The organism is Caulobacter sp. AP07, assembly GCF_000281955.1.
Taxonomy (GTDB): Bacteria; Pseudomonadota; Alphaproteobacteria; order Caulobacterales; family Caulobacteraceae; genus Caulobacter.
The window spans coordinates 1-25,625 of sequence record NZ_AKKF01000293.1; the positions used below are offsets into that span (position 1 = coordinate 1).

General features: G+C 69.9%; 23 protein-coding genes and 1 other RNA gene. 19 read left to right on the forward strand and 5 right to left on the reverse strand.

Going from position 1 to position 25,625, the window contains the following annotated elements; genetic code table 11:
* On the forward strand, positions 1-664 hold a 664-nt coding region (locus PMI01_RS24185; protein WP_007675727.1), incomplete at its 5' end, for a M23 family metallopeptidase.
* 327 nt (positions 665-991) lie between these two features.
* Positions 992-1,309, forward strand: coding sequence for a hypothetical protein (locus PMI01_RS24190; protein ID WP_007675729.1), 318 nt, complete (start codon positions 992-994; stop codon positions 1,307-1,309).
* A 25-nt stretch (positions 1,310-1,334) separates the two neighbouring features.
* Here the strand turns inward: PMI01_RS24190 and PMI01_RS24195 are convergent, their stop codons facing one another.
* The 3 genes from PMI01_RS24195 to PMI01_RS24205 form a co-directional block, all read right to left on the reverse strand.
* Entirely contained in the window at positions 1,335-2,249 is a 915-nt protein-coding gene (locus PMI01_RS24195; protein ID WP_007675732.1) for a helix-turn-helix domain-containing protein, read from the reverse strand.
* 131 nt (positions 2,250-2,380) lie between these two features.
* The gene (gene rsgA, locus PMI01_RS24200; RefSeq protein WP_007675736.1) at positions 2,381-3,448 is read right to left on the reverse strand and encodes a ribosome small subunit-dependent GTPase A; all 1,068 of its coding nucleotides are present in this window, start codon (positions 3,446-3,448) and stop codon (positions 2,381-2,383) included.
* A 229-nt stretch (positions 3,449-3,677) separates the two neighbouring features.
* On the reverse strand, positions 3,678-5,159 hold the full coding sequence (locus PMI01_RS24205; protein ID WP_007675739.1) for a flavin-containing monooxygenase: 1,482 nt from the start codon (positions 5,157-5,159) through the stop codon (positions 3,678-3,680).
* A 178-nt stretch (positions 5,160-5,337) separates the two neighbouring features.
* On the opposite strand from PMI01_RS24205, the gene PMI01_RS24210 reads away from it, so the two are divergent.
* Genes PMI01_RS24210 through PMI01_RS24220 form a run of 3 tightly spaced genes read left to right on the forward strand, consistent with a single transcriptional unit; the run spans position 5,338 to position 7,552 of the window.
* Entirely contained in the window at positions 5,338-6,231 is an 894-nt protein-coding gene (locus PMI01_RS24210) for a DMT family transporter (protein WP_007675741.1), read from the forward strand.
* On the forward strand, positions 6,228-6,947 hold the full coding sequence (locus PMI01_RS24215) for an N-acetylmuramoyl-L-alanine amidase (RefSeq protein WP_007675745.1): 720 nt from the start codon (positions 6,228-6,230) through the stop codon (positions 6,945-6,947). The genes PMI01_RS24210 and PMI01_RS24215 overlap by 4 nt, the downstream gene beginning before the upstream one ends.
* Positions 6,947-7,552, forward strand: coding sequence for an FMN-binding negative transcriptional regulator (locus PMI01_RS24220; protein ID WP_007675747.1), 606 nt, complete (start codon positions 6,947-6,949; stop codon positions 7,550-7,552). The genes PMI01_RS24215 and PMI01_RS24220 overlap by 1 nt, the downstream gene beginning before the upstream one ends.
* Here PMI01_RS24220 and PMI01_RS24225 read toward each other — a convergent pair.
* Positions 7,549-8,652 (reverse strand): hypothetical protein, encoded by a 1,104-nt coding sequence (locus tag PMI01_RS24225; protein WP_157223858.1) that lies wholly within the window; start codon positions 8,650-8,652, stop codon positions 7,549-7,551. The genes PMI01_RS24220 and PMI01_RS24225 overlap by 4 nt on opposite strands.
* Positions 8,653-8,845: 193 nt before the next feature.
* Between PMI01_RS24225 and rnpB the strand changes: the two genes are divergently transcribed.
* From rnpB to murG, 11 genes are all read left to right on the forward strand, one after another.
* Positions 8,846-9,244, forward strand: an RNA gene (gene rnpB, locus PMI01_RS26280) — RNase P RNA component class A.
* 249 nt (positions 9,245-9,493) lie between these two features.
* Positions 9,494-9,961, forward strand: a complete 468-nt coding sequence (locus tag PMI01_RS24230) for a division/cell wall cluster transcriptional repressor MraZ (protein WP_007675749.1) — start codon at positions 9,494-9,496, stop codon at positions 9,959-9,961.
* Positions 9,958-10,908: a 16S rRNA (cytosine(1402)-N(4))-methyltransferase RsmH gene (gene rsmH / locus PMI01_RS24235; protein WP_007675750.1), complete on the forward strand. Its 951-nt coding sequence runs from the start codon at positions 9,958-9,960 to the stop codon at positions 10,906-10,908. Before PMI01_RS24230 ends, rsmH begins: the two co-directional genes overlap by 4 nt.
* Positions 10,905-11,336 carry a cell division protein FtsL gene (locus tag PMI01_RS24240; RefSeq protein ID WP_007675753.1) on the forward strand — a complete coding sequence of 144 codons (432 nt, stop codon included), beginning with the start codon at positions 10,905-10,907 and terminating at the stop codon, positions 11,334-11,336. The genes rsmH and PMI01_RS24240 overlap by 4 nt, the downstream gene beginning before the upstream one ends.
* Positions 11,333-13,090: a peptidoglycan D,D-transpeptidase FtsI family protein gene (locus PMI01_RS24245; RefSeq protein ID WP_007675755.1), complete on the forward strand. Its 1,758-nt coding sequence runs from the start codon at positions 11,333-11,335 to the stop codon at positions 13,088-13,090. Before PMI01_RS24240 ends, PMI01_RS24245 begins: the two co-directional genes overlap by 4 nt.
* Positions 13,087-14,544: a UDP-N-acetylmuramoyl-L-alanyl-D-glutamate--2,6-diaminopimelate ligase gene (locus PMI01_RS24250; protein ID WP_007675757.1), complete on the forward strand. Its 1,458-nt coding sequence runs from the start codon at positions 13,087-13,089 to the stop codon at positions 14,542-14,544. Before PMI01_RS24245 ends, PMI01_RS24250 begins: the two co-directional genes overlap by 4 nt.
* Positions 14,537-15,925, forward strand: a complete 1,389-nt coding sequence (gene murF / locus PMI01_RS24255) for a UDP-N-acetylmuramoyl-tripeptide--D-alanyl-D-alanine ligase (RefSeq protein ID WP_007675759.1) — start codon at positions 14,537-14,539, stop codon at positions 15,923-15,925. Before PMI01_RS24250 ends, murF begins: the two co-directional genes overlap by 8 nt.
* Positions 15,925-17,040, forward strand: coding sequence for a phospho-N-acetylmuramoyl-pentapeptide-transferase (mraY, locus tag PMI01_RS24260; protein ID WP_007675761.1), 1,116 nt, complete (start codon positions 15,925-15,927; stop codon positions 17,038-17,040). The genes murF and mraY overlap by 1 nt, the downstream gene beginning before the upstream one ends.
* Before the next feature lie 13 nt (positions 17,041-17,053).
* Complete coding sequence (gene murD, locus PMI01_RS24265) at positions 17,054-18,469, forward strand: UDP-N-acetylmuramoyl-L-alanine--D-glutamate ligase (protein ID WP_007675763.1); 1,416 nt, start codon at positions 17,054-17,056, stop codon at positions 18,467-18,469.
* A gap of 170 nt (positions 18,470-18,639) precedes the next feature.
* A complete protein-coding gene (ftsW, locus tag PMI01_RS24270; protein ID WP_035038274.1) occupies positions 18,640-19,806 on the forward strand; it encodes a putative lipid II flippase FtsW in 1,167 nt (388 codons plus the stop codon).
* A 64-nt stretch (positions 19,807-19,870) separates the two neighbouring features.
* Positions 19,871-20,956, forward strand: a complete 1,086-nt coding sequence (gene murG, locus PMI01_RS24275) for an undecaprenyldiphospho-muramoylpentapeptide beta-N-acetylglucosaminyltransferase (RefSeq protein ID WP_007675766.1) — start codon at positions 19,871-19,873, stop codon at positions 20,954-20,956.
* A gap of 31 nt (positions 20,957-20,987) precedes the next feature.
* Here the strand turns inward: murG and PMI01_RS24280 are convergent, their stop codons facing one another.
* On the reverse strand, positions 20,988-21,476 hold the full coding sequence (locus PMI01_RS24280; RefSeq protein WP_007675767.1) for a hypothetical protein: 489 nt from the start codon (positions 21,474-21,476) through the stop codon (positions 20,988-20,990).
* Between the two features lie 40 nt (positions 21,477-21,516).
* On the opposite strand from PMI01_RS24280, the gene murC reads away from it, so the two are divergent.
* The 3 genes from murC (at position 21,517) to PMI01_RS24295 (ending at position 25,615) form a co-directional block, all read left to right on the forward strand.
* Entirely contained in the window at positions 21,517-22,935 is a 1,419-nt protein-coding gene (murC, locus tag PMI01_RS24285; RefSeq protein ID WP_007675768.1) for a UDP-N-acetylmuramate--L-alanine ligase, read from the forward strand.
* Positions 22,936-23,109: 174 nt separating this feature from the next.
* The gene (gene murB, locus PMI01_RS24290; RefSeq protein ID WP_007675769.1) at positions 23,110-24,012 is read left to right on the forward strand and encodes a UDP-N-acetylmuramate dehydrogenase; all 903 of its coding nucleotides are present in this window, start codon (positions 23,110-23,112) and stop codon (positions 24,010-24,012) included.
* A 199-nt stretch (positions 24,013-24,211) separates the two neighbouring features.
* The gene (locus tag PMI01_RS24295; RefSeq protein ID WP_035038279.1) at positions 24,212-25,615 is read left to right on the forward strand and encodes a M20/M25/M40 family metallo-hydrolase; all 1,404 of its coding nucleotides are present in this window, start codon (positions 24,212-24,214) and stop codon (positions 25,613-25,615) included.
* Positions 25,616-25,625: the final 10 nt, after the last annotated feature.

The window sequence follows — 25,625 nt, forward strand, 5'->3', positions numbered from 1 at the left end:
GGGTCCGCCACTGGCGGGTGGCCCCTGGGTGGCCGTGCATCACCCGTCCTGGGCGCGCGGCCATCGCCGCGTCGTCTACACGGTCGATGGCGGCGCGCGCATTCCCGGCCGGTTCGCGGTCGACTTCGTTCGCGTCGATCCCCGGGGGCGGACCACGCGGGGCGACCCGGACCGCGCCGCCGACGCCCTGGGCCATGGCGACGCGGTGCTGGCGGTGGCCGACGCGGTCGTCGCCGCGACCCGTGACGACATGACGGAAAGTCCGGTCATCTCCCACAACCCCAAGCATCGCTTCGGGGACGCGACCGGCAACTATGTGGCCCTGGCGCTTCCCGGCGGCCAGGTCGTCTTCTATGAGCACCTGAAGCCCGGCAGCGTGAAGGTCCGGCCCGGCGACCCCGTGCGCCGCGGCCAGGTGATCGGCGCCCTGGGGTTCTCCGGCGACACCACCGGACCGCACCTGCATTTTCATGTCGCCAGCGCCAACGCGCCGTTGGGCGCCGAGGGGCTGCCCTTCGCCTTCGATCGGTTCACCCTGCTGGGCCGCTATGACGACCTGGGCGCCTTGGGCAAGCAGGCCTGGACCCCCGTCGCGCCGGGCCTTGATCCCGCGCGCGCCGACGAATGGCCGGGTTCGAACGTGGTCCTGCGCTTCGCCGACTAGGCGCCGTGGCCAGTTGGCGGGCCCAGGCGCCGTGAGCGCTTCTTCAGCTCAAAAATCTCCTCATCACCCGCTTTATGCGGGGGACCCAAGCGGCGTTGGACAGAGTGTCAGACTCTGCTTGGGTCCCCCGAACAAGTCGGGGGATGACGACCGTGGGGAGCATGGGTGTCAGGACGGACGCTCTAGGGGCGGCATGTATTTCGTAGTCCGACTCTACTAGCGCTGATCATTACGCATAACCGCCGATTGATCATCGGTAAGCCGAGGCGTTCTCTGTCCATCACGAGCTGAGCCAATTCCGTGACTTGGACAAGAAAGGAAGCCCAGATGCGCATGCTTCTGAGAGTGTCGATCCCTGTGGAAACCGGAAACGCGGCGGCCAAGGCGGGAACCCTGGGCGCGACGATCGAGCGAATACTCGCCGACCTCAAGCCGGAAGCGGCCTACTTCTTCGGCGACGACGAGGGCCAAAGGGCGGGCGCCATCGTGTTCGACATGACCGATTCATCGCAGATTCCCGGGGTCGCGGAGCCGTGGTTCCTGGCGTTCAACGCCAAGCTCTCGTTCCGGCCGATCATGAATCCGCAGGACCTCGCCACGGCGGGACCGTCGATCGCCGCGGCCGCTCAGCAGTACGGCGGCTAGGGCTAGCGCGCGTCCCAGCCCCTGCTCAGTGCCGCCGCAAGCGCCGCCAGGCGCCGGGGGCGACGCCCAGGCTCTGGGAGAACACCCGCGTCAGGTGGCTCTGGTCGGCGAAGCCGCAGTCCAGGGCGACCTCGGCCAGGCTGAGGGCGGTGGTCTCGAGCAGCGACCGCGCCCGCCTGACCCGCTGGGCCAGCAGCCAGCGGTGCGGCGGCAGGCCGGTCGCGCGCTTGAACCCGCGGGCGAAATAGCTGGCCGACAAGCCGCAGCCGGCGGCCAGCTCGGTCAGGCTGAGGTTGCGCTGCAGATCGTCGAGCAGCATGGCCTTGGCCCGCGCCACCTGCCAGGTCGCCAGGGCGCCGCGTTGCCGGTCGACGCCCGGCGTCAGGCCGGCATGGACGCAGGCCAGGCGCAGGCGGATGGCGGCGAACACGTGCTCGGCATAGAGCGCGCTCAGCTCCCGGGGATTGTCGAAGGCGGGGCCCAGCGACCGCGCCAGGTGCAGCATGACCTCGTCATGGACTGGCGCGCCCCGGGCGAACGGCGCGTCGTCGTCGAGGCGCGGGGCGCGCAATTCGTCGGCCAGGCTTTCGAAGGCGCTGAGCGGGATGAAGAAATTGACCGTCTCGAACGGCAGCTGGAGATTGGCCACCCAGCTGCGCCGCTGGTCGAACATCCTCAGGTCGCCGATCCCCACCGGCGTGGCGGCGATGTGGCGCTCGTCGCACCACAGTTCGCTGCCCTCGCGGGGCCGCAGGTTGACCACCGCCATCAGGGCGTCGTCCCGGAGATTGGGCGCGGTGATCCCCAGGTCGGGCCGGTCGCGCCGGAAGTGGGCGGCGGTCGAGGGGGCCTGGCCGGGTTGGGCGAAGCTGAGAAGCCGCGAGACGTCGAGGTTTTCGCGCCGGGTGAAGTAGGGGTCTTCGTCCTGGACCGTCGCCACGTTCCCTCCGCCCGGCCTGCCCAAGGCCCGCGCGGTCAAGCTGTCGGACCCGCGCCGTCTTGGCAAGGGCGGGCGGGGGACTGGTCAGGCGAAGCGCCGCGCGCTGCTCGCTCGAGGGCAATCTTCCGCCGTCAATCGTCTCGCCGGACCTTCTTGCTCGACCGGTGGGTCTTCTGGAGGGCGATCAGGCGGCGGCGCTCGGCGTCCTTGGCCGCCCGGTCCTCCTTGCGGTCCACGGCCGCCACTTCGCGGCCCAGCTTCTGGAAGTGCTCCCAGCGTCCGGCGTCGAGGTCGCCGCTTTCCAGCGCCCCACGCACGGCGCAGCCCGGTTCGCCTCCGTGGCCGCAGTCGTTGAACCGGCAATCTTCGGCCAGGCGCTCGATGTCGTCGAACACCACGCCCAGGCCGTCGTCGGCGTCGATCAGGCCCAGTTCGCGCATGCCTGGGGTGTCGAGGATCAGCCCGCCGCCGGGCAGCGGGACCAGCTCGCGGTGGCTGGTGGTGTGACGCCCGCGGGCGTCGGCCTCGCGGATCTCCTGGGTCGCCATCCGCTCGGCGCCGGACAGGGCGTTGACCAGGGTGGACTTGCCCACGCCGGACGACCCGATCAGCACGCAGGTCTCGCCGGGCCCGACCTGGGCCAGCAGGAGGTCCATCCCCAGGCCCTGCCGGGCGGAGACCACCAGCACCGGGCAGCCGGCCGCCACGGCGGCGATCTGGGCGGCCTGGACCTCGGGCTCGGCGCAGAGGTCGGCCTTGGTCAGCACCACCACCGGCCGCGCCCCGCTTTGCCAGGCGGCCGCCAGATAGCGCTCGATGCGGCGCGGATTGAGGTCAGCGTTCATCGAGGTGACGACGAAGGCGACGTCGATATTGGCGGCGACCACCTGCGGGGTCTGCAGGCTGTCGGCCGCCCGGCGCACGAAGGCGGTGCGGCGGGGCAGGACGGCGTGGATGGTGGCGGTGGCTTCGGCGCGGTTGACGGTGAGCGCCACCCAGTCGCCGACCGCCGGATGACCCGCTTCCCGGGCCTGGTGCAGCAGGCGGCCGGAAGGCTTGGCGCGCAGTTCGCCGTCGTCGCTGGCCACCAGGTACGCGCCGCGCTGCTGGACGAGGATGCGCCCGGGGGTCTGGCCGGCGCGCGCGTACGGGGCGAAGGCTTGGCCCAGCGGGTCGGACCAGCCGTATTGTTCGATCAAGGGTGAGGTCTTTCAGAGTGGATGGCCCGTTCTAGCATCGACCGGGCGGCAAGGCACTCGCACCCTCTCCCAGCGGGAGAGGGAGGGGCCCAAGCGGGGGGGGGGGGGGGGGGGGATTACGCCCTCATCGTTTTCCTCGAGCGCCCTGCCGGCACGCCGTCTGACGTTTTACACCCGGCGCGGGCCCCTCCCTCTCCCCATGGGAGAGGGTGTCGTTTTGGGTTCAGGCTTACGCCGCGACCTTCACCTTTTCCGCCGCCTGCGCCTTGCTGAACACCATCGTCCCGTCGTCCACCTTGCCCAGCCGCAGGGTGAACAGGTCCAGGGCGTAGTTCTGGTAGGCCTTCCACGGCTTGCGGGCGCCCTGCTTGGGGAACTTGCCGAGGCCGCGCTGGACGTAGCCGGAGCTGAAGTCCAGCCAAGGCTCGACCGGCATGTCGGGGTCGGTGACGCGCGGGGTGCACTGGTCCGTGCCGGTGCGGTCCATGTGGTTGATCAGCCGGCAGACATATTCCGCCGTCAGGTCGGCCTTCAGGGTCCAGGAGGCGTTGGTGTAGCCGAAGGTCGAGGCGAAGTTGGGCACGTCGCTGAACATCATGCCCTTGTAGCTGAGGCTCTGCGACAGGTCGGCCGGCTTGCCGTCGACCACCACCTGCATGGCGCCGGCCAGCTGCATCACCAGGCCGGTGGCGGTGACCACGATGTCGGCGTCCAGCGTCCCGCCCGACTTCAGGGCGATGCCGGTCGGGGTGAAGCGGTCGATATGGTCGGTGACCACCGACGAGGTCCCCGCCTTGATCGAGGCGAACAGGTCCGCGTCGGGCACCAGGCACAGCCGCTGGTCCCAGGGGTTGTAGCGGGGCGTGAAGTGGGCGCCGATGTCGTAGTCGGGACCCAGCTGCTCGCGCACCAGGGCGATCAGCTTTTCCTTGGTCTTGGCCGGCTTCTTGCGGGCGATGTTGAAGAACATCATCTGCATCAGCACGTTCTTCCAGCGCGTGATCCCGTAGGCCAGCATGATCGGCAGCTTGGCGCGCAGCCAGTTGGCCAGGGCGTCCTCGGCCGGCCGCGAGACCACATAGGTCGGCGAGCGCTGCAGCATGGTGACGTGGGCCGCGGTCTTGGCCATCTCGGGCACCAGGGTGACGGCCGTGGCGCCGCTGCCGATCACCACCACCTTCTTGCCGGCGTAGTCCAGGTCCTCCGGCCAGTGCTGCGGGTGGACGATGCGGCCGCCGAACGTCTCGACGCCGGCGAAGTCGGGGGTGTAGCCGGCGGCGTAGTCGTAATAGCCGCTGCACATCAGCAGGAAGTCGCAGGTCAGGGCCACGACCTTGCCGTCGTGCTCGGCCTCGACCGTCCAGGTCGCGGTCTCTGACGACCAGGAGGCCTTCTTCACCATATGGCCGAAGCGGATCTTGCGGTCGACGCCGTGGTCCTTGGCCGTCTCGCGGACATAGTTGAGGATCGACGGGCCATCGGCGATGGCTTTCGCCTCGCGCCAGGGCCGGAACGAATAGCCCAGGGTGTACATGTCGCTGTCGGAACGGATGCCGGGATAGCGGAACAGGTCCCAGGTGCCGCCGATCGCGTCGCGGCCTTCGAGGATCGCATAGGTCTTGCCCGGGCAATGGGTCTGCAGGTGGTAGCCGGCCCCGACGCCGGACAGGCCCGCCCCCACGATCAGGACGTCGAAATGCTCCACCGCCATGCGCTCGCTCCGCTCCCCGATGCCTGGTCCGGCGCGTCCGGACGTCTTTATCTGATCATCGTTCATGTATCAGGCGACCATTTCGGCGTTCGGTCAACTGCGGCGGCGTACCGGCCCTTCGATTTTCGCGCGGGGTTTTGATTGGCGCCTTGGTCCAGGCCGCGTATGCGGTCGTTCCATGTCCTTGCGCGACTTCGGATTGCTGACCCTCGTCTGCCTGGTCTGGGCCAGCAACAACATCATCTCCAAGATTGTGGTCGCCCACTGGGGCGTGCCGCCGCTGTTCTATGCGGCGGTGCGGTTCGCCATCGTCGCGGCCGTGACCCTGCCCTGGCTGCTGCCGGCCCCGCGCCCGGCCTGGCGGATCGTCGTGGTCGGCCTGCTGATGGGCGTGGGCAACTTCGCCCTGCTGTTCATGGGCTTCAAGACCGCCTCGCCGTCGGCTTCGGCGGTGGTCATCCAGCTGGGCGTGCCGTTCACCACCCTGCTGTCGATGCTGATGCTGGGCGAGAAGGTGCGCTGGAAGCGCGGGCTGGGCATCGCCCTGACCCTGGCCGGGGCGGTGGTGGTGATGTGGAACCCGCACGGCCTGCAGCTGTCGCCGGGCCTGTGGTTCATCGTCGGCTCGGCCTTCACCGGCTCGCTGGGGGCGGTGATGATGAAGCAGATCGAGGGGGTGAAGCCCCTGCAGTTCCAGGCCTGGGTCGGTTTCACCGCCGTCGCGCCGCTGGCGGCCCTGAGCTGGACGTTCGAACCTGGGAGCGTCGCGGCCGCCGCCCACGCCGGCTGGCCGTTCGTGGCGGCGGTGACGTTCTCGGCCCTGATCGTCTCGGTCCTGGCCCACACGGCCTATTACGGCCTGATCCAGCGCCACGAGGCCAACCTGATCGCGCCGCTGACCCTGATGACCCCGCTGATGACCATTGGCCTGGGCGTGCTGATCACGCACGATCACTTCGACATCCGCATGGGAATCGGCACGATCCTGGCGCTGGTGGGGGTGCTGATCATCGCCCTGCGCAAGAACCAGGTCATGCCGCTGCTGATGCTGACGAGGAACCGTTCTCAATGACGCCAATCGACGCCCCGTCGCCGAACTTCGACGCCCGCAAGAGCGTCCCCGACTGCGTGGTCCTGCACTATACCGGCATGCAGAGCGGCGCGGCGGCGCTGGCGCGGATGCGCGATCCCGAGGCCAAGGTCTCAGCCCACTACATGGTCGACGAGGATGGCGCGGTCTATCGCCTGGTGCCCGAGGAGCGCCGCGCCTGGCACGCCGGGGCCGCCTTCTGGAAGGGCGTCAAGGACATCAACTCGGCCTCGATCGGCATCGAGATCGTCAATCCCGGCCACGAGTTCGGCTACCGCCCGTTCCCCGACGCCCAGGTCGCCGCGGTGATCAACCTGCTGGCCGACATCCGCTCGCGCTGGACCATCGACGACGACCGCATCCTGGGCCATTCCGACATCGCCCCCGGCCGCAAGATCGACCCGGGCGAGCTGTTCCCGTGGAAGCGCCTCGCCGAGGCCGGTCACGGCCTGTGGGTCGAGCCGCCGCCGTCGCCCGGCGCGCCGCTGGGCCAGGGGGAGGAGGGCACGGGGGTCTTCGCCCTGCAGGCCGGCCTGACCCGCCTGGGCTACAACTGCCCGCCATCCGGCCAGTACGACGAATGGACCTCGACCGTGGTCGCCGCCTTCCAGCGCCACTGGTTGCAGACCCGCTTTGACGGCGTCGCCGACGGCGAGACCCGGGCCCGGCTGGTGGCCCTGCTGCGGGCCGCCGCCTGATGCATCCGGCCAAGCCGTTCCATGTCGATGACCGCGAGACCCTGCTGGCCTTCATCCGCCAGCATCCGTTCGTGACGGTCGCCGCCGCCGTGCGCGGTCGGCCGTTCGTCGCCCAGGCCCCGGTGGTGGTCCGCGAGCTCGACTTCGGCGAGTTGGCGCTCGACTTCCACCTGTCGCGCGGCAACGTGCTGTCGCCGCACATCGTCCAGGGCTTCCGGGCGGTGGTGCTGGCCACCGGCCCCGACGCCTATGTCAGTCCCGACTGGTACCAGGCCGCCGACCAGGTCCCGACCTGGAACTACCTGTCGGTCGAGGCCGAGGGCTCGGTCGCGCCGTTCAACGACGACGAGCTGGTCGCCCTGCTCGACGACCTGTCGGCCCAGGAGGAGGCGCATCTGCTGCCCAAGCCGCCCTGGACCCGCCACAAGATGAGCCCCGGCCGCTTCGAGACCATGACCCGCGCCATCATCGGCGCCCGCCTGACCGTCGACCGGCTGGAGGGAACGTTCAAGCTGTCGCAGAACAAGGGCGAGACGGATCGCGCCGGGGTGGTCGCGGCGCTGGGGGATCATCCGATCGCGGGGCTGATGCGGGGCGACGCCTAGCGCGGAACCAGCATTGGCACGCTGCCCGACAGCGAGACGCTCTGGTTGATGTCGGTCTTCACCAGCACGACGCCAGGCAGGTCGAAACTGACCCTCACGCCGCCGACCCTCCGGAAGGCGGGCAAGGGCGCGAAGTTGGCGAGCTTGCGGTCCCGAAACTGGTAGAGGCCGTTGATGCCGACAACCCACAGGGTGTCGCCGGCCCGGTTCGCGCCGAAGAAGGCGATGTGATTGAACGGCTCCTTTCCCATCTTGTCGCCGAACTGAGGGATGGGTTTTGCGTAGAAGGGCTCGATCCGGTCGCCGCATACCTCGACCAGTCGACCGCTCGTGAACATGTGGACCAAGCCCACGGCGGCGATGACGCAGTTGGAATCCCACGGCGCGGGCGTCACGCCGTTGACGGGATCGCATTGCTTGTCGAGAACGGCCTCGCAGGGATCGACGGCGTCGTTGCGCTGAAGGTCGGAAACCTTTCCTGTCCGTTGGTCGATCCGTTGAAGGCCGCCGCCGAACTCGCCGAGGTTGGCGCCGACGAAGACCTGGTCGCCCACTCTGAGAAGACTGCTGGTCACGCCCGGGTTGATCCTGTCTGAAAGCCCGACCGACCGGGGCGCGGCATTGCTCAGCGTGATCATGCGCCGGTTGGTCAACAGGCTCACGCCCGCCGCGTCGCAGGCCATTCCGATGAAGGTGTCGCCCCGGGAGCCGATGTCCGCGACCTTGGCCCAGCCGGCGGTTTCCTTGCGACGCAAAGTCCAGCGCTCGCTTGAGCCGGCGTCGAGCACCAGAAGCCGTCCCGATTGGACGCAGAGTGCGACGGCCTTCGTCTCAAAAGGCTCGGGCGCGCGGACGCGGCTGCGCTCGGTGATCGTGGAGAGGCCGCCGGCGCCGTCCAGCAGCCAGAGGCGCCCATCGGCGAATACCGCCGCCTGAATCCTTGAGGGGTTTGGGCGTGGCGGCGGAGGATCGTCAGGTCTTGCGTTCGATATCGCCAGCCCGCCGACGAGGAGAAGCAGCGCCGCCGCCAGCAAGCCGAAAGCCAGCGGTTTTGGGTCTCGCGCCAGGTTCGGGGCCGTCGCCGCGGGTCGTTTCGCCAAGTGCCGCCTCCCTGCTCTGGCTTGCGGCGACGATAGGCGCTGAGGCGTACGTCGCAACCCTCGATGGGATCGTTCGGTTGGGGAAGCGTCAGAGGTTGTCGATCTCGGCCAGGCCAAGTCCAGCGGGGTTTGGTCCGTGCCGCGACGATCTGCAATTGACCCGGGCCTCCGCTGCCGTCACACAGACCCCGGACCAGATGGTCGGGCGGCCGCGGTCTTCGAAAGAAGGTCGAGGAAAGTCCGGGCTCCACGGTGACAAGGCGGCGGGTAACGCCCGCCGGGAGCGATCCCAGGGATAGCGCCACAGAAAGCAAACCTCCTCCCTTCGGGGCGGGAAGGGTGAAAGGGTGGGGTAAGAGCCCACCGCGGACCTGGCAACAGGGACGGCATGGCAAGCCCCGCCTGGAGCAAGACCGAATAGGGACCCCGCGCCGGCCTCGCGTCGGATAGGCCGTCACTGGCTGAGAGGGTCCGGGTAGGTCGCGAGAACCGTCCAGCGATGGGCGGTCCAGAGGAATGGTCGTCTCGGGCCCTTTCTTCCTTCGGGAGGAGCGGGCCTAGACAGAACCCGGCTTATAGACCGTCTGGTCCATCACACTTCATCCAACCTGTGAGCCCGCAAGGGCGCGCGCGGAGTCTAGCGCGCCGCAAGTCTTAACGGGTTCTGTGTATGTTCTGTTGATAAGCTTCGATGCTCTGTGAAGGAGCCTTCGGACACCTTTGTTTTCGCGGCGAAATGGCATTTGGTGTCATTGTTTCCCAGTCAATCCCATGTTAACCCAATTGCGCCAGGGCGGTCCTGGCGGAGCGTCCGGCGACGGGCGCAAGCAGGGGTAGTGGGGTGTTTCTCTCGACGTTCGAGAAGCAGCTGGACAGCAAGCGGCGCATCGTCGTGCCGCAGGACTTCCGCGCCGCGCTCTCGGGTCCGTTCGACGGGATCTTCTGCTTTCCCTCGATCGAGGCCGATTGCCTGGAAGCCGGCGGCAAGGGCCTGTTCGACCGCTACCAGGGCGTGATCGAGGAGCTGCCGTTCGGCGATCCGCTGCGCTCGGCCCTGGAGACCAGCGTCCTGGGCGGCATGGCCAGGCTGTCGTTCGACACCGCCGGCCGCATCACCCTGCCCGACACCCTGTGCGAGATGTTCGGCCTGACCGACTGGGTGGCGGTGGTCGGCCTGGGCGAGCGGTTCCAGATCTGGTCGCGCGAGGCCTTCCAGGCCCACCGCGCCGCCCAGCGCGAACTGGCCCGCGACGGTCTGGCCGCCATGCGGGCCCAGCAGCGCACCGCGCGGATCGGCGGCGCGGCATGACCGAGGTTTCCGCTCCCGCGCCACACGTTTCGGTCCTGCTGGACGAGGTGGTCGCCGCCCTGTCGGTCGGCCCTGGCGACAAGGTCGTCGACGGCACCTTCGGGGCCGGCGGCTACACCCGCGCCATCCTGGCGACCGGCGCTTCGGTCATCGCTTTCGACCGCGATCCCAGCGTCGCGCGGTTTGCCAACGAGTTTGCCGCGACGGATGGTCGCTTTCGCCTGATTCAGGACCGTTTCTCGCAAATCACCGCGTATCTGGAAGACGCGTCGGTCGACGGCGTGACCCTGGATCTTGGCGTGTCCTCCATGCAGCTCGACGAGGCTGAGCGCGGCTTTTCCTTCATGCGCGACGGTCCGCTGGACATGCGCATGGGCGACGACGGTCCGACTGCCGCCGACCTGGTCAACCACCTCGACCACACCGAGCTGGCCCGCATCCTCTATGTCTACGGCGAGGAGCACGCCTCGCGCCGTATCGCCAGCTTCATCGTCAAGCGCCGCGAGGAGCGGCATTTCACGCGGACCCTGGACCTGGCCTCGGTGATCGAGCGGGCCCTGGGCGGCCGCAAGGGCGCCAAGGTCCATCCGGCCACCCGCTCGTTCCAGGGGCTGCGGATCGCGGTCAACGCCGAGCTGGAGGAACTGGAGGCCGGCCTGGTCGCCGCCGAGCGGGTGCTGAAGCCCGGCGGCCGGCTGGCGGTGGTCACCTTCCACTCGCTGGAAGACCGCATCGTCAAGAACTTCCTGGCCGAACGGGCCGGCCGCACGCCGGGTGGTTCGCGCCACGCGCCGCCGGTCGCCCAGGGCGCGCCGGCCAGCTTCCAGCTGATCTCGTCCAAGGCCGTCGCGCCGGGCGAGGCCGAGCTGGCGGTCAATCCCCGGGCCCGCTCCTCGAAGCTGCGCGCCGCGGTGCGGACGCAAGCCCCCGTGTGGAGCGACGCATGAGCCTCTCGAACATCTTCGAGCGCCGCGTGCGGGGCTTCCGGGTGGTGGAGCTGGTGTGCCTGAGCCTGCTGATCGCCCTGGTGATGGGCGTCTATCTGGCCAAGACCTTCGCCGGCCGCGAGCGGGCCCAGATCGCCTCGGTCGAGCAGCAGATCGCCGACGAGAAGGTCCGCGTGCGCCTGCTCAAGGCCGAGGTGGCCTATCTGGAGCAGCCGCGCCGCATCGAGCAACTGGCCACCAGCCTGCAACTGGCCCCGATCAAGCCCGAGCACGAGACCACCGAGGACGCGCTGATCGACGTGGCGCGCCGCGCGCCGGTCGCCCACGCGCCGGCCCCGCCCGAGGCCGCCGCCGCCGGCGCCGCGGCCGCCGCCGAGGCGCCCGAGGCGACGCCCGACGACTATCCTTCGCCGGAGGTTCAGCGATGAGCCTGGCCAACCTCGCCCCCGGCGGCGCGCCCGCGGCCTGGCGCTGGCTGATCGAGCGGGTCTGGCGGCTGGAGCACGCCTTCGAGCGCTCGCGCGCCGCCGCCCGGCCCGAGGACGACACCCGCATCCGCATCTTCTTCGTGATGGCCATCTTCGGCCTGGCGTTCTGCCTCCTGGCCCTGGGGGCGACCTGGGCGGCGGTGTTCTCCAAGGTCGGGGGCAACGGCTACCTGGCCTCGACCGAGGGCGCGCGGGGCGACCTGGTCGACCGCAACGGCCAGCTGCTGGCCGTCGACCTGACCCACTACGCCCTCTACATCGACCCCAAGGAGGTCTGGGACGCCAAGGCCACCCGCATCGCCCTGACCAAGGCCCTGCCCGAGGTGCCGGCCAAGCGCATCGGCGAGGCCGTGTCGGCCTCGCGCCGCGGCTTCGTGGTCGGCGGCATGACCCCGGCCGAGAAGGACGCGATCTTCGACCTGGGCCTGCCGGGCGTGCAGTTCGAGGAGCAGGCCCGCCGGGTCTATCCGCTGGGCTCCAGCGCCGCCCACCTCATCGGCTTCGTCGACAAGGGCGGCCGTGGCCTGGCCGGGGCCGAGCGGGCGCTGGACAAGCCGGTGCGCGCCGCCGCCGCCAAGGGACCGGACGGCGCGACGCCGCTGTCGGTCGACCTGCGCGTCCAGGCCGCCCTGGAGGACGAGGTCCGCAAGGCCGCGATCGAGTTCCAGGCCAAGGGCGCCGTGGGCCTGGTGACCAACGTCCATACCGGGGAGATCCTCGGCATGACCAGCTACCCCGACTACGACGCCAACCTGGCGGGCCAGGCCGGCGACGCCGCCCGGGTCAACCACGCCGCCGCCTCGGTCTACGAGATGGGCTCGACCTTCAAGGCCTTCACCGTGGCCATCGGCCTGGACACCGGCGCGGCGACGCCGGCCTCCACCTTCGACGCCCGCGAGCCCTTCAAGCTGGGCTATCGGACGATCCACGACTTCCACGCAGCGCGGAAGATCCTGACCCTGGTCGAGGTGTTCCAGCACTCGTCGAACATCGGCACCGCCATGCTGGCCGAGCGGATCGGCGGCGAGCGGCTGAGCCGCTACTTCACCGCCCTGGGCCTGACCAGGCCGGCCAAAGTGGAGCTGCTGGAATCGGCCCGGCCGCTGACCCCGCGCAAGTGGGACGATGACGCCGTGGCCTCCACCTCGTTCGGCCACGGCATCAACGTCTCGCCCCTGGCCCTGGCCCAGGCGATGGGCGCGCTGCTGAACGGCGGCACGCTGCAGCCGATGACCATCCTCAGGATGGCGCCGGGCGTGCGTCCCGAAGGGCCGCGGGCGGTCTCGGAAGAGACCTCGCAGCAGATGCTGCAGATCATGCGCGCCAACGTCACCGGCGGCAGCGGCAAGTCGGCCAACATCCCGGGCCTGAGCGTGGGCGGCAAGACCGGCACCGGCGAGAAGTACGACCCGGCGATCCGGGCCTATAACCACCAGCGCCAGGTCTCGTCCTTCGCCGCCGTGTTCCCGACCGAGGGGCCCATCGAGGCCGACCGTTATTTCGTGCTGGTGCTGCTGGACGAGCCCAAGGGCAACGCCCGCACCGCCGGCTTCTCGACCGGCGGCTTCGTGGCCGCGCCGGCCGCCGGCAAGGTCATCGACCGTATCGCCCCGTTCCTGGGCGTGCGACGCCAGGCCGACATCTTCACCGTGGCCGCCCAGCAGCCGAAAGCCGCACCGGAGGCGGGACTTTGAGCAAGACCCTTTCGCAGATTCTGAACCGGCCGTTCGAGGTCGACCCCGTCATCACCGGGGTCACCGCCGATAGCCGCAAGGTCGCCGAAGGGTTCCTGTTCGCGGCCTTGCCGGGCAGCAAGGCCGACGGCCGCAGCTTCATCCCCGGGGCGATCGCCTCGGGCGCCGCCGCCATCCTGGCCCCGGACGACGTGCTGGACCTGCCGGTGCCGGCCGCCCACGCCGGCGACCTGCGCCGCGCCTACGCCCTGGCCGCCGCCCAGTTCTGGGGCGCGCAGCCCGAGACCTGCGTGGCGGTGACCGGCACCAACGGCAAGACCTCGGTCGCCGGCTTCTGCCGCCAGATCTACGCTCGGCTGGGCCGCAAGGCCGCCAGCATGGGCACCCTGGGCGTGGTGGTCAGCGCGCCCGGCGTCCCCGACCGGCAGATCACCCCGCCGGGCCTGACCACGCCGGACGCCGCCGACGTCGCCGAGATGATGGCCCGCCTGGCCGCCGAGGGCGTCACCCACCTGGCCGTGGAAGCCTCGTCGCACGGCATCGACCAGCGCCGCCTGGACGGCGTGCGCCTGGCCGCCGCCGGCTTCACCAACTTCACCCAGGACCACCTGGACTATCACGGCACCATGGGCTGCTACCGGGCGGCCAAGCTGCGCCTGTTCGAGACCCTGCTGCCGCGCGCCCGCACCGCCGTGCTCAACGCGGACAGCGACGCCTTCCCGGCCTTCGCCTCGGCCGCCGTCACCTCGGGCCAGACCATCCTGTCGGTCGGCGGGGAGGGGCAGGGGCTGAAGCTTCTGTCCCGCACCCCGGTTCCGGAAGGCCAACGGCTGAAGATCGCCGCCCAGGATCGCGAGTTCGACGTGCTGCTGCCGCTGGCCGGCGACTTCCAGGCCTCCAACGTCCTGGTCGCGGCGGGCCTGTGCCTGGCGACCGGCGAGGACCTGGACGCCGTCATCGCCGCCCTGGCCCATCTCGAAGGCGCGGCCGGCCGGCTGCAGCGGGTCGGGACCGGCGCGCGCGGCGGCGAGGCCTATGTCGACTACGCCCACACCCCCGACGGCCTGGAGACCGTGCTGGCCGCCCTGCGTCCGCACACGCGCGGCAAGCTGATCGTGGTGTTCGGGGCCGGCGGCGACCGCGACCGCGGCAAGCGTCCCTTGATGGGCGAGATCGCCGCCCGCCTGGCCGACGTCGCCATCGTCACCGACGACAATCCGCGCTCGGAAGAGCCCGCCTTGATCCGCGCCGCCATCCTCGACGCCGCCCCCGGGGCCCGCGAGATCGGCGACCGCCGCGAGGCCATCCGGGCCGGCGTGGCGCTGCTGGCCGAGGGCGACGTGCTGGTGGTGGCCGGCAAGGGCCACGAGCAGGGCCAGCTGGTGGCCGGCGTCAACCATCCGTTCGACGACGTGACCGAAACCGCCCTGGCTTTGGAGGGCGCCGATGTCTGAACCCCTCTGGACCGCTGACGAGATCGCCGCCGCCACCCACGGCCAGGTGGTCGGCGACTTCGAAGCCACCGGCGTGTCGATCGACAGCCGCAGCTTGGAGCCGGGCGACCTGTTCGTGGCGCTGACCGGGGCCCGGGACGGGCATGAGTTCATCGTCCAGATCACCGACAAGGGCGCGGCCGGGGCTTTGGTCTCCAAGCCGGTCGCCACGCCGGCGGTGCTGGTCGAGGACACCTTCCGGGGCCTGGAGCGCCTGGGCGTCGCCGCCCGCGAGCGCGCCCCCCAGGCGCGGCGCGGCGCGGTCACCGGCTCGGTCGGCAAGACCAGCGTCACCCGCGCCGTCGAGGCCGGCCTGCGCCGGGCGGGCAAGGCCCACGCCTCGGTCAAGTCGTACAACAACCATATCGGCGTGCCCCTGACCCTGGCCCGCATGCCGCGCGACACCCAGCGCGCGGTGTTCGAGGTCGGCATGAACCATGCCGACGAGATCACCCCGCTGTCGCGGTTCATCCGCCCGCACGCCGTGGCCATCACCACGGTCGGCCCGGTGCACCTGGAGAACTTCGCCGACGGCGAGGAGGGCGTCGCCCGCGCCAAGGCCGAGATCTTCGCGGGTCTGGAGCCGGCCGGCGTCGCCGTGCTGAACGCCGACAATCCCTGGTTCCCGCTGCTGAAGGCCGAGGCCGAGAAGGCCGGCGCCCGGGTCTGGAGCTTCGGGACGGGCGAAGGCCTGACCGCCCAGCTGACCGGGTTCGCCGCCAACGCCGAGGGCGCGACGGTCATCGCCGTCCTGCGCGGCGAGACCCTGAGCTTCCCGATCCTGCAGACCGGCGTCCACTGGGGCCTCAACAGCCTGTGCGTGCTGCTGATGCTGGAGGCCCTGGACGTCGACCGCGAGACGGCCCTGGCCGCCCTGGCCGCGTTCGAGCCGATCGAGGGCCGGGGCGCCGAGCGGGTGATCAAGGTCCCCGGCGGGACCTTCACCCTGGTCGACGAGAGCTACAACGCCAACCCGGTGTCGATGCAGGCCGCCCTGGCCACCCTGGGGGCCCGCGACGTGGCCGGCCGGCGCGTCGTGGTGCTGACCGACATGCTGGAGCTGGGCCCCAAAAGCGCCCGCTTCCACAGCGATCTGGCCACCCCGATCGCCGCCGCCGACATCGATCTGGTGTTCTGCGCCGGACCGTTAATGAAATCTTTATGGGATGCGCTATCACCGACTCGGCGAGGCGCGTACGCCGAAACCGCCGCCGAGCTCGCGCCTCTGGTCGTCTCGGCGATGCGGGCGGGCGACGTGGTGATGGTGAAGGGTTCGAACGGATCGAAAGCGGGGGTGGTCGCGGCCGCCCTGGGCGCGCTCGACCTCGAGGAACAGGTCTGATGCTGTACTTTCTCTACGAGTGGCTGTCGCGCGGCGGGCATGAGCACGTGCCGGTGCTCAACCTGCTCAAATACCTGACCTTCCGCACCGGCATGTCGATGCTGACCGCCTATGTGGTGGCCGTCGCCATGGGCTCGCGCTTCATCCGCTGGATGAAGGCCCGGCAGGGCAAGGGCCAGCCGATCCGCACCGACGGCATCGAACGCCACGTGCTGGAGAAATCGGGCACCCCGACCATGGGCGGCTTCATGATCCTGGCCGGCCTGTTCGTCGGCTCGCTGCTGTTCGCCGACCTGCGCAACGTCCACGTCTGGGTGGTGCTGGGCATCACCGCCGCCTTCGGCGTGCTGGGCTTCATGGACGACTACGCCAAGGTCACCAAGCAGACGACCGCCGGCCTCTCCAGCGGGCAGAAACTGATCGCCCAGTTCATCGTCTCGATCCTGGCGGCCGTGGCGCTGATCATCTTCGCGCCCAAGTCGCAGATGACCCCGGGCCTGGAGACCTCGCTGGTCTTCCCGATCCTGAAGAACCTGGTGATCAATCTGGGCTGGTTCTACGTGGCCTTCGCCGCCTTCACGATCGCCGGCTTCTCCAACGCCGTGAACCTCACCGACGGCCTGGACGGCCTGGCCATCGTGCCGGTGATGTTCGCCGCCTCGACCTTCGGCCTGATCGCCTACCTGGTGGGCAACTACAAGTTCGCCGACTATCTGAACCTGCACTTCGTGCCCAGCGTCGGCGAGCTGGCGGTGGTGTGCGGCGCGATCATCGGCGGGGGCATGGGCTTCCTCTGGTACAACGCCCCGCCGGCCAAGATCTTCATGGGCGACACCGGCTCGCTGGCCCTGGGCGGGGCCCTGGGTTCGATCGCCGTCTGCGCCAAGCACGAGCTGGTGCTGGGTATCGTCGGCGGCCTGTTCGTGGCCGAGGCGCTGAGCGTGATGATCCAGGTCGCCTACTTCAAGAAGACCAAGAAGCGCATCTTCCTGATGGCGCCGATCCACCACCATTTCGAGAAGCTTGGCTGGGCCGAGTCCACCGTCGTGATCCGCTTCTGGATCGTGGCGATGATGCTCAGCTTCGTCGGCCTCGCCACCCTGAAGCTGAGATAGGAAGGGGCGCGCCATGATCCCGGTCCGCGGTTTCGAGGGCAAGACTGTCGCCGTGTTCGGCCTGGGCCGGACGGGGCTGACGGCGGCTCGCGCCCTGATCGCCGGCGGGGCCAAGGTGGCGCTGTGGGACGAGAAGCCCGAAAGCCGGCAGGCGGCCGTGGCCGAGGGGCTGAACGTCGTCGACCTGTCGAGCAGCGACTGGAGCGACTACGCCGCCCTGATGCTGTCGCCGGGTGTGCCGCTGACCCATCCCAAGCCGCACTGGACGGTGGGCAAGGCCAAGGCGGCCGGGGTCGAGATCCTGGGCGACATCGAGCTGTTCGCCCGCACGGTCAACGCCGCGCCGGAGCACAAGAAGCCGAAGATCATCGCCATCACCGGCACCAACGGCAAGTCGACCACCACGGCGCTGATCGGCCACCTGTTCCAGCAGGCCGGCCGCGACACCCGGGTCGGCGGCAATATCGGCACGGGCGTGCTGGGTCTGGACGACATGCACGGCGGCGCCGTCTACGTGCTGGAGCTGTCGTCCTACCAACTGGACCTGACCTCGAGCCTGAAGCCCGACGCGGTGGTGCTGCTCAACATCTCGCCCGATCACCTGGACCGTCACGGCGGCATGGACGGCTACATCGCCGCCAAGCGCCGGATCTTCCAGAACCAGGGCAAGGGCGACACCGCGATCATCGGGGTGGACGACCCCTGGTGCCAGCAGATCTGCACCGAGATCACCGCCGCCAACCGCCGCACCATCTGGCCGATCAGCGCGGGCAAGGCCATGGGCCGGGGGGTCTACGCCCTGCAGGGCGTGCTGTACGACGCCACCGGCGAGCGGGTCACCGAGATGGCCGACCTGCTGCGCGCCAGAAGCCTGCCGGGCCGCCACAACTGGCAGAACGCCGCGGCCGCCTACGCCGCCGCCCGGGCCCTGGGCATCCCGCCGCACCAGGCGGTCGATGGCTTGATGAGCTTCCCGGGCCTGGCCCACCGCATGGAAACGGTCGGCAAGCTGGGCAAGGTGCGCTTCGTCAACGACAGCAAGGCCACCAACGCCGACGCCGCCCGCCAGGCGATGAGCAGCTATCCGAAATTCTACTGGATCGCCGGCGGCGTGGCCAAGGCCGGCGGCATCGACGACCTGACCGACCTGTTCCCGCGCGTCGCCGGGGCCTATCTGATCGGCCAGGCGGCCGAGGACTTCGGCAAGACCCTGGACGGCAAGGCCCCGGTGCGCCAGTGCGGCGACATCGAGACCGCCGTCGCCGCCGCCTATGCCGACGCCGCGGCGTCGGGCGAGGAGGCCATCGTCCTGCTGTCGCCGGCCTGCGCCTCGTTCGATCAGTTCAGCGACTTCGAGCAGCGGGGCGAGGCGTTCCGCGCGGCGGTCAACGGACTGGGCAAGCCGGCGGCCTCGGTCAAGCGGGCGTAAGGCTCGGCGGGCGAAGGCGGGGACACACACTCCCCGCAAGGCGTCGATAAAACTGGATGAGCGTTCGAGGGGGAGTGTGTGTCCCCATCTGCGTCCACGAGTCCATTCGCCACACCCTCGCCAACCTCTGCCGCAACACTCGCTTAACCCTAAACTCCGACCCTCCCAGCATGAACTTCCAGACGACCCACGCCTTCGCCCGCACCGACCGATCGCGGCTCGGCGTCTGGTGGTGGACGACCGACCACTGGCTGCTGGGCGCCACCGCGATCCTGGTCACCCTGGGCATGCTGCTGTCGTTCGCCTCCAGCCCGGCGGCGGCGGCGCGGATCGGCCTGGACGACCAGTTCCACTTTGCGGTCCGCCAGTGCGTGTTCGGTCTGGGCGCGGCGATGATCGTGCTGTCGGTGTCGATGCTGGGGCCCAAGGGCATCCGCCGTTCGGCGTTCTTCATCTATGTGGTGGCCATCGGGGTGATGGCGGCCCTGCCGTTCATCGGTCACAGCGCCAAGGGCGCGGCCCGCTGGCTGCTGATCGGCGGCTTCACCTTCCAGCCGTCGGAATTCATGAAGCCGGCCCTGATCGTGCTGGTCTCGTGGATGTTCTCCGAGGGCCAGAAGGGCGAGGGCGTGCCGGGCGTATCGATCGCCTTCGTGCTCTACGGCATCGCCGTCGGCCTGCTGCTGGTCCAGCCCGACGTCGGCCAGACCGTGCTGATCACCATCGCCTTCGGGGCCGCCTTCTGGATGGCCGGGGTGCCGATCTCGTGGATCATGGGCCTGGGCGCGGTGGCGGTGGGCGGGCTGATGTCGACCTATTTCCTGTTCGACCACGTCCACGCCCGGGTGCAGAAGTTCCTCAGCCCCGACCAGGCCGACACCCACCAGATCACCCGCGCCGCCGAGGCCATCCACGCCGGCGGCCTGTTCGGGCGCGGTCCGGGCGAGGGCGTCATGAAGCGCCACGTGCCCGACCTGCACACCGACTTCATCTATTCGGTGGCCGCCGAGGAATACGGCCTGGTGTTCTCCCTGGCCCTGGTCGGCATCTTCGCCTTCATCGTGGTGCGCGGCCTCTACAAGGCCATGAAGCTGACCGACACCTTCGAGCAGGTGGCGGCGGCCGGGCTGTTCGTGCTGGTCGGCCAGCAGGCCTTCATCAACGTGGCCGTCAACCTCAACATGATCCCGACCAAGGGCATGACCCTGCCGTTCATCAGCTATGGCGGCTCGTCGATGCTGGCCATGGGACTGACCCTCGGCATGGCCCTGGCGTTGACGCGCAAGCGTCCGGGGGCCTATGGCGGGGCCGGAGAGTTCGATCAGGCGGGGGCCTAGCGAGGGCTCTCCCAAGGAGGCCAGTCTTGCCCATCATCCGCTCGCGTTCTGGAGCCCGCCTCTCATGAGCAAGCTTGTCGTCGTCGCCGCCGGGGGCACCGGCGGACACCTGTTTCCCGCCCAGGCGCTGTCGGAGACCCTCAAGGCCCGCGGCTGGCGTGTAGTGCTGGCCACCGACGAGCGCGGCGCGCTGTTCGCCGACAAATTCCCGGCGCAGGAGCGCCTGGCCCTGTCGGCCGCCACCGCCAAGGCCGGCGACCCGATCGGCATGGTCAAGGCCGGCGTCGCGGTGTTCCAGGGCGTGATGCAGGCCAAGGCGGCCTTCAAGCGCCTGGACCCGGCCGTGGTGGTCGGCTTCGGCGGCTATCCCGCCCTGCCGGCCCTGATCGCCGCCCTGCTTGAGCGCCGGCCGACGGTGATCCACGAACAGAACGCCGTGCTGGGCCGGGTGAACCGCTTCCTGGCTCCGCGCGTCACCGAAGTGGCCTGCGCCTTCCCGACCCTGAACCTGGCCAAGCCGTCGGTGAAGGCCCGCGCCCACGTGGTCGGCAGCCCGGTGCGGCCCGAGATCCGCGCGCTGTACGACGTGCCCTACCTGCCGCCCGAGGTGCAGCTGCGGGTGCTGGTGACCGGCGGCAGCCAGGGCGCGCGCCTGCTGTCGGAACTGGTTCCGGAGGCCATCGCCAAGCTGCCCGAGGAGATGCGCGGCCGCCTGAAGGTGCAGCAGCAGTCGCGCGCCGAGTCGATGGAAAGCGCCCGCAAGATCTACCGCAACGCCATGGTCGACTGCGAGGTCGCGCCGTTCTTCCGCGACATGGCCGGCCGCCTGCGCCAGGCCCATCTGGTGGTCGGCCGGGCCGGGGCCTCGACCTGCTGCGAGCTGGCCGTGGCCGGCCGCCCGTCGATCCTGGTGCCGCTGAAGATCGCCGCCGACGACCACCAGCGCTTCAACGCCCGCCTGCTCGAGGAGGCCGGCGGCGCGGCGGTGTGCCTGGAGGACGAACTGACCGTCGACGCCATGGCCGGAGCGCTGAACGCCCTGCTCAAGGACCCCGAGCGGTTGGCGCGGATGGCGGTTGGGGCGCGGTCGGTGGCGACGCCGGACGCGGCCGAGAAGCTGGCGGATCTGGTGGAGCGGACGGCGAGATAGTTCCTTCCCCCATCAAGGGGGAAGGGAGCTTCTAGGGCTCCGCCCCCGTCGCGATCAACGGGCGGCCTACTTGCACAGCCTGTGCGATGCTCGTCGCCACCGGCGCATCCGCATACGGCCGCCACCCATCGCAGACCACCCTGGCCACCGCCGCATCCGCGCTTCCCGCCGGGATCGCCGTCGCCGGCCGCAGGTCGCCGCTGATCGGCCCCTCGCGACCGCCGACCCGGACGCTGGAGAAGCCGGCGTGGGCGATGGTGCGGGCCTCGCAGTCGAGGACCTCGTAGCGCCAGCCGCCCCAGAACGCCTCGGTCCCGGCCGTGAAGCCGTCCTCGGTCACTTGCAGCACGCGCAGCCGCGCGGTGCGACCGGTCCACCGGACGCTATCCATGTCGACGAAGGCGGCGAAGCGGCCGACGTCGGCGAGGCGCAGTTCGAGCGGCGCCTGGGCCTGGGCGGGCGCGCCGAACGTGGTCACGCTTGCGATCACGGCCAGAACCGTGCCTTTCGCGCTAAACATCCCGTTCCACCCCCGCCTCAAATCGTCTAATCGGCTTTTCATGATCCAGCGTCGACGCCCCGTACCCTTCGAACTCGGCCCCGTGCACTTCATCGGCATCGGCGGCATCGGCATGTCTGGCATCGCCGAGATCATGCTGCGCATCGGCTATACCGTGCAGGGCAGCGACGCCAAGGCCAGCGCCAACACCGAACGCCTCGAGAAGCTGGGCGCGCGGATCTTCATCGGCCATGACGCGGCCCATGTCGAAGGCGCCTCGGCCATCGTCTATTCGACGGCGGTCAAGGCCGACAACCCCGAGATGGCCGCCGGCCGCGACAAGCGCCTGCCGCTGGTGCGCCGCGCCGAGATGCTGGCCGAGCTGATGCGGCTTCAGTTCTCCGTCGCCGTCGGCGGCACGCATGGCAAGACCACCACCACCTCGATGGTCGCCGCCCTGCTGGACGCCGGCGCGCTGGACCCCACCGTGGTCAACGGCGGGATCATCAACGCCTACGGCACCAACGCCAAGGTCGGCGAGGGCGACTGGATCGTGGTCGAGGCCGACGAGAGCGACGGCAGCTTCCTCAAGCTGAAGTCCACCGTGGCCATCGTCACCAATATCGACGCCGAGCACCTGGACCACTGGGGCACCTTCGACGCGGTCAAGAAGGGCTTCCAGGACTTCATCGAGAACATCCCGTTCTACGGCTTCGCCGCCGTCTGCACCGACCATCCGGAAGTCCAGGCCCTGACCGCCCGGATCGAGAACCGCCGCCTGGTGACCTACGGGACCAACCCGCAGGCCGAGGTGCGGGTCTCCAACATCGAGATGGGGCCGGACGGTTCGACCTTCGACATCATCGTCTCGCCCCTGATCGGCGACCCGGTCCGCTATGACGGCCTGATGATGCCGATGGCCGGACACCACAACGTGCTCAACGCCACCGCCGCCGTCGCCGTGGCCCGCGAGCTGGGCGTCGACGCCGACGCCATCCGGGTCGGCCTGGCCGGGTTCGGCGGGGTCAAGCGCCGTTTCACCACCACGGGCGTCGCCAATGGCGTCCGCGTCGTCGACGACTACGGCCACCACCCGGTCGAGATCGCCGCCGTGCTGAAGGCCGCTCGCGCGGTCACGCTGGGCAAGGTGATCGCCGTGGTCCAGCCGCACCGCTTCACCCGCCTGCGCGACCTGATGACCGAGTTCAGCTCGTGCTTCAACGACGCCGACACGGTGATCGTCGCCGACGTCTACACGGCCGGCGAACAGCCGATCGAAGGCGTCGATCGCGACCACCTGGTCGAAGGCCTCAAGAAGTTCGGCCACCGCCACGCCCTGCCGCTGGAAAGCCCCGCCGCCCTGCCGACCCTGATCGCCGCCGAGGCCCAGTCGGGCGACCTGGTGGTGCTGCTGGGGGCCGGGGACATCACGGCTTGGGCCTATGCGCTGCCGGGTCAGTTGGAAGCGCTGGCGAAGTGAGCGCGGGGCCTTTCTCCCCTTCTCCCCTTGCGGGAGAAGGTGGCGCGCAGCGCCGGATGAGGGGGCGATGAAAGTAACAGCTGCGTACGATATCGCCGGACAGTCCGGTGCGACCCCTCATCCGTCGGCTACGCCGACACCTTCTCCCGCAAGGGGAGAAGGGAAGAGCATCCGATGACCTGGAAAACCAACCTCCCCGCCGTCCGCGGCAAGCTGCTCACCGACGAGGCCCTGGCGCCGTTCACCTGGTTCAGGGTCGGCGGGCCGGCCGACGTGGTGTTCCTGCCGGCCGACGAGCAGGATCTGGCGGACTTCCTCAAGGCCCTGGACCCGGCCGTTCCCGTGCTGGCGATCGGCGTCGGCTCCAACCTGCTGGTCCGCGACGGCGGCGTCGAGGGGGTGGTGATCCGGCTGGGCAAGGGCTTCAACACCGTCGAGGCCCTGGGCGACAGCCGCATCAAGGCCGGTTCAGCCGTGCCCGACGCCTTCCTGGCCCGCAAGGCGGCCGAGGCCGGCATCGCCGGGCTGGAGTTCTACGCCGGCATCCCCGGCACGATCGGCGGCGCTACGATCATGAACGCGGGATGCTACGGCTCGGAGACGGCCAATGTGCTGGTTTCGGCCCGGGTCATGGACCGCCAGGGCCAGGTGCGCGAGCTGACCACCGCCGAGCTGCATTTCACCTATCGCCACAGCGCCCTGCAGGACGCCGGCCTGATCGTGCTGGACGCGACCTTCGAGGGGCTGCCCGACGACCCCGCCGCCATCAAGGCCCGGATGTCCGAGATCACCGCGCGCCGCGAGACCACCCAGCCGATCCGCGAGAAGACCGGCGGCTCGACCTTCAAGAACCCGCCCGGCCATTCGTCGTGGAAGCTGGTCGACGAGGCCGGCTGGCGCGGCAAACTGTATGGCGGGGCGATGTTCAGCCCGCTGCACAGCAACTTCCTGATCAACACCGGCGAGGCCACGGCCGCCGACCTGGAGGGGCTGGGCGACACCGTCCGCGCCGACGTCCTGGCCAAGACCGGCGTGCAACTGGACTGGGAGATCAAGCGGATCGGGCGCAAGGCTTAAGGCCGAGCGCGACGGCGGGGACACACACTCGCTCCACCGCTGTCGCCAGCTTGCAGAGGCCCCGCCGCGAGTGTGTGTCCCCATCTTCGCCCACGGCGTCCGGACCCCAAGCACGCCAAAGGTTACGGATAGTTCATCCGGTTGTTGCCTATTCCGGGCGCGGAGCGGTGCTATGAAACCCTCAAACGAGGGAGATTTCATGCGCCTGTTCCGCAGCCTGCTCACCGCCGCCGCCGTTTCCGCCCTTCTCGCCGGGGCCGCTCACGCCCAGGACGCCCGCACCGCCGAGGCGCTGCGTGACAAGGCGCTGCTGGACCGCACCGCCTGGGACGTCACCGAGGACCTGACCACCACCATCGGCCCGCGCATCGTCGGCTCGCCGGCCATGGCCCGCGCCAAGGACTGGAGCGTCGCCAAGTTCAAGGCGCTGGGCTTCACCAACGTCAAGGTCGAGGAGTTCGCCAAGCCGTCGTGGACGCGCGGCGCGGAGTCGGCGCAGCTGACCGCCCCCTATCCGATGAAGCTGGACATCGTCGGCCTGGGCCGCACCGTCCCGACCCCGCCCGAGGGGATCGAGGCCGAGGTGGCGCTGTTTCGCACCTATGCCGAGCTGATCGCCGCGCCGGAGAGCGCCGTGAAGGGCAAGATCGTCGTCATCACCCAGCCGATGGTCCGCGCCCAGGACGGCGCCGGCTACGGCGTGGCCGGCATTTCGCGCCGCTCGGGCCCGGTCGAGGCCGCCAAGCGCGGGGCGGTCGGCGTGCTGATCCGCTCGATCTCGACCTCGGACTCCACCGTGCCGCACACCGGCGTCACCGCGTTCGGCGAGGGCGTCGTCAGCATCCCCGCGGCCGCCCTGGGCGTGCCGGAGGCCGAGCAGCTGGAGCGCCTGGCCGCCAAGGGCCCGCTGCGCATCCGGCTGAAGCTGGCCTCGACCAGCGATCCCAAGGGCGTGGCCTGGAACATCTCGGGCGAGATCAAGGGCTCGGAAAAGCCTGACGAGGTGATCGTGGTCGGCGGCCACCTGGACAGCTGGGACGTCGGCACCGGGGCCCTGGACGACGCCACCGGCGTCGCCATCACCACGGCCGCCGCCAAGCTGATCGGCGACCTGCCCAAGCATCCCAAGCGCACCATCCGCGTGGTGATGTTCGGTTCGGAGGAAAGCGGCGGCTCGTCGGAGGCCTATCTGGCGGCCCACAAGGACGAACTGCCGAAGATGGTCCTGGCCGGCGAGAGCGACACCGGCGCCGACCGCGTCTACAGCCTGCAGATCCCGGCCGGCTCGGCCGATCATCCGGCGATGAAGACCGCCGTGCGCGTGCTGGCCCCGCTGAAGATCTATCTCGACAAGGCCCCGCCCGCCCATGCCGGCGCCGACATCGGCGGCCTGGAGGAGTCCGGCGTGCCGGTGGTCGCCCTGAACCAGGACGCCAGCCGCTACTTCGACTACCACCACACCATGGACGACACCCTCAACAAGGTGCGTCCGGACGAGCTGGCGCAGAACGTCGCGGCCTGGGCCAGCTTCCTCTACCTGGTGGCCGACAGCGACATCGACTTCCGGGTGCTGGGCGCGGGGGCCCCGAAGGCGGCGCATTAAACCCTCTCCC

Excerpts from the sequence above, each read along its gene's own strand:
- PMI01_RS24295 (WP_035038279.1), top strand. The coding sequence starts at position 24,212 with ATGCGCCTGTTCCGCAGCCTGCTCACCGCCGCCGCCGTTTCCGCCCTT.
- PMI01_RS24245 (WP_007675755.1), top strand. The coding sequence starts at position 11,333 with ATGAGCCTGGCCAACCTCGCCCCCGGCGGCGCGCCCGCGGCCTGGCGC.
- murG (WP_007675766.1), top strand. The coding sequence starts at position 19,871 with ATGAGCAAGCTTGTCGTCGTCGCCGCCGGGGGCACCGGCGGACACCTG.
- murD (WP_007675763.1), top strand. The coding sequence starts at position 17,054 with ATGATCCCGGTCCGCGGTTTCGAGGGCAAGACTGTCGCCGTGTTCGGC.
- murB (WP_007675769.1), top strand. The coding sequence starts at position 23,110 with ATGACCTGGAAAACCAACCTCCCCGCCGTCCGCGGCAAGCTGCTCACC.
- murF (WP_007675759.1), top strand. The coding sequence starts at position 14,537 with ATGTCTGAACCCCTCTGGACCGCTGACGAGATCGCCGCCGCCACCCAC.
- murC (WP_007675768.1), top strand. The coding sequence starts at position 21,517 with ATGATCCAGCGTCGACGCCCCGTACCCTTCGAACTCGGCCCCGTGCAC.
- PMI01_RS24220 (WP_007675747.1), top strand. The coding sequence starts at position 6,947 with ATGCATCCGGCCAAGCCGTTCCATGTCGATGACCGCGAGACCCTGCTG.
- PMI01_RS24210 (WP_007675741.1), top strand. The coding sequence starts at position 5,338 with ATGTCCTTGCGCGACTTCGGATTGCTGACCCTCGTCTGCCTGGTCTGG.
- mraY (WP_007675761.1), top strand. The coding sequence starts at position 15,925 with ATGCTGTACTTTCTCTACGAGTGGCTGTCGCGCGGCGGGCATGAGCAC.
- PMI01_RS24240 (WP_007675753.1), top strand. The coding sequence starts at position 10,905 with ATGAGCCTCTCGAACATCTTCGAGCGCCGCGTGCGGGGCTTCCGGGTG.
- PMI01_RS24190 (WP_007675729.1), top strand. The coding sequence starts at position 992 with ATGCGCATGCTTCTGAGAGTGTCGATCCCTGTGGAAACCGGAAACGCG.
- PMI01_RS24205 (WP_007675739.1), bottom strand. The coding sequence starts at position 5,159 with ATGGCGGTGGAGCATTTCGACGTCCTGATCGTGGGGGCGGGCCTGTCC.
- PMI01_RS24215 (WP_007675745.1), top strand. The coding sequence starts at position 6,228 with ATGACGCCAATCGACGCCCCGTCGCCGAACTTCGACGCCCGCAAGAGC.
- PMI01_RS24280 (WP_007675767.1), bottom strand. The coding sequence starts at position 21,476 with ATGTTTAGCGCGAAAGGCACGGTTCTGGCCGTGATCGCAAGCGTGACC.
- ftsW (WP_035038274.1), top strand. The coding sequence starts at position 18,640 with ATGAACTTCCAGACGACCCACGCCTTCGCCCGCACCGACCGATCGCGG.
- rsmH (WP_007675750.1), top strand. The coding sequence starts at position 9,958 with ATGACCGAGGTTTCCGCTCCCGCGCCACACGTTTCGGTCCTGCTGGAC.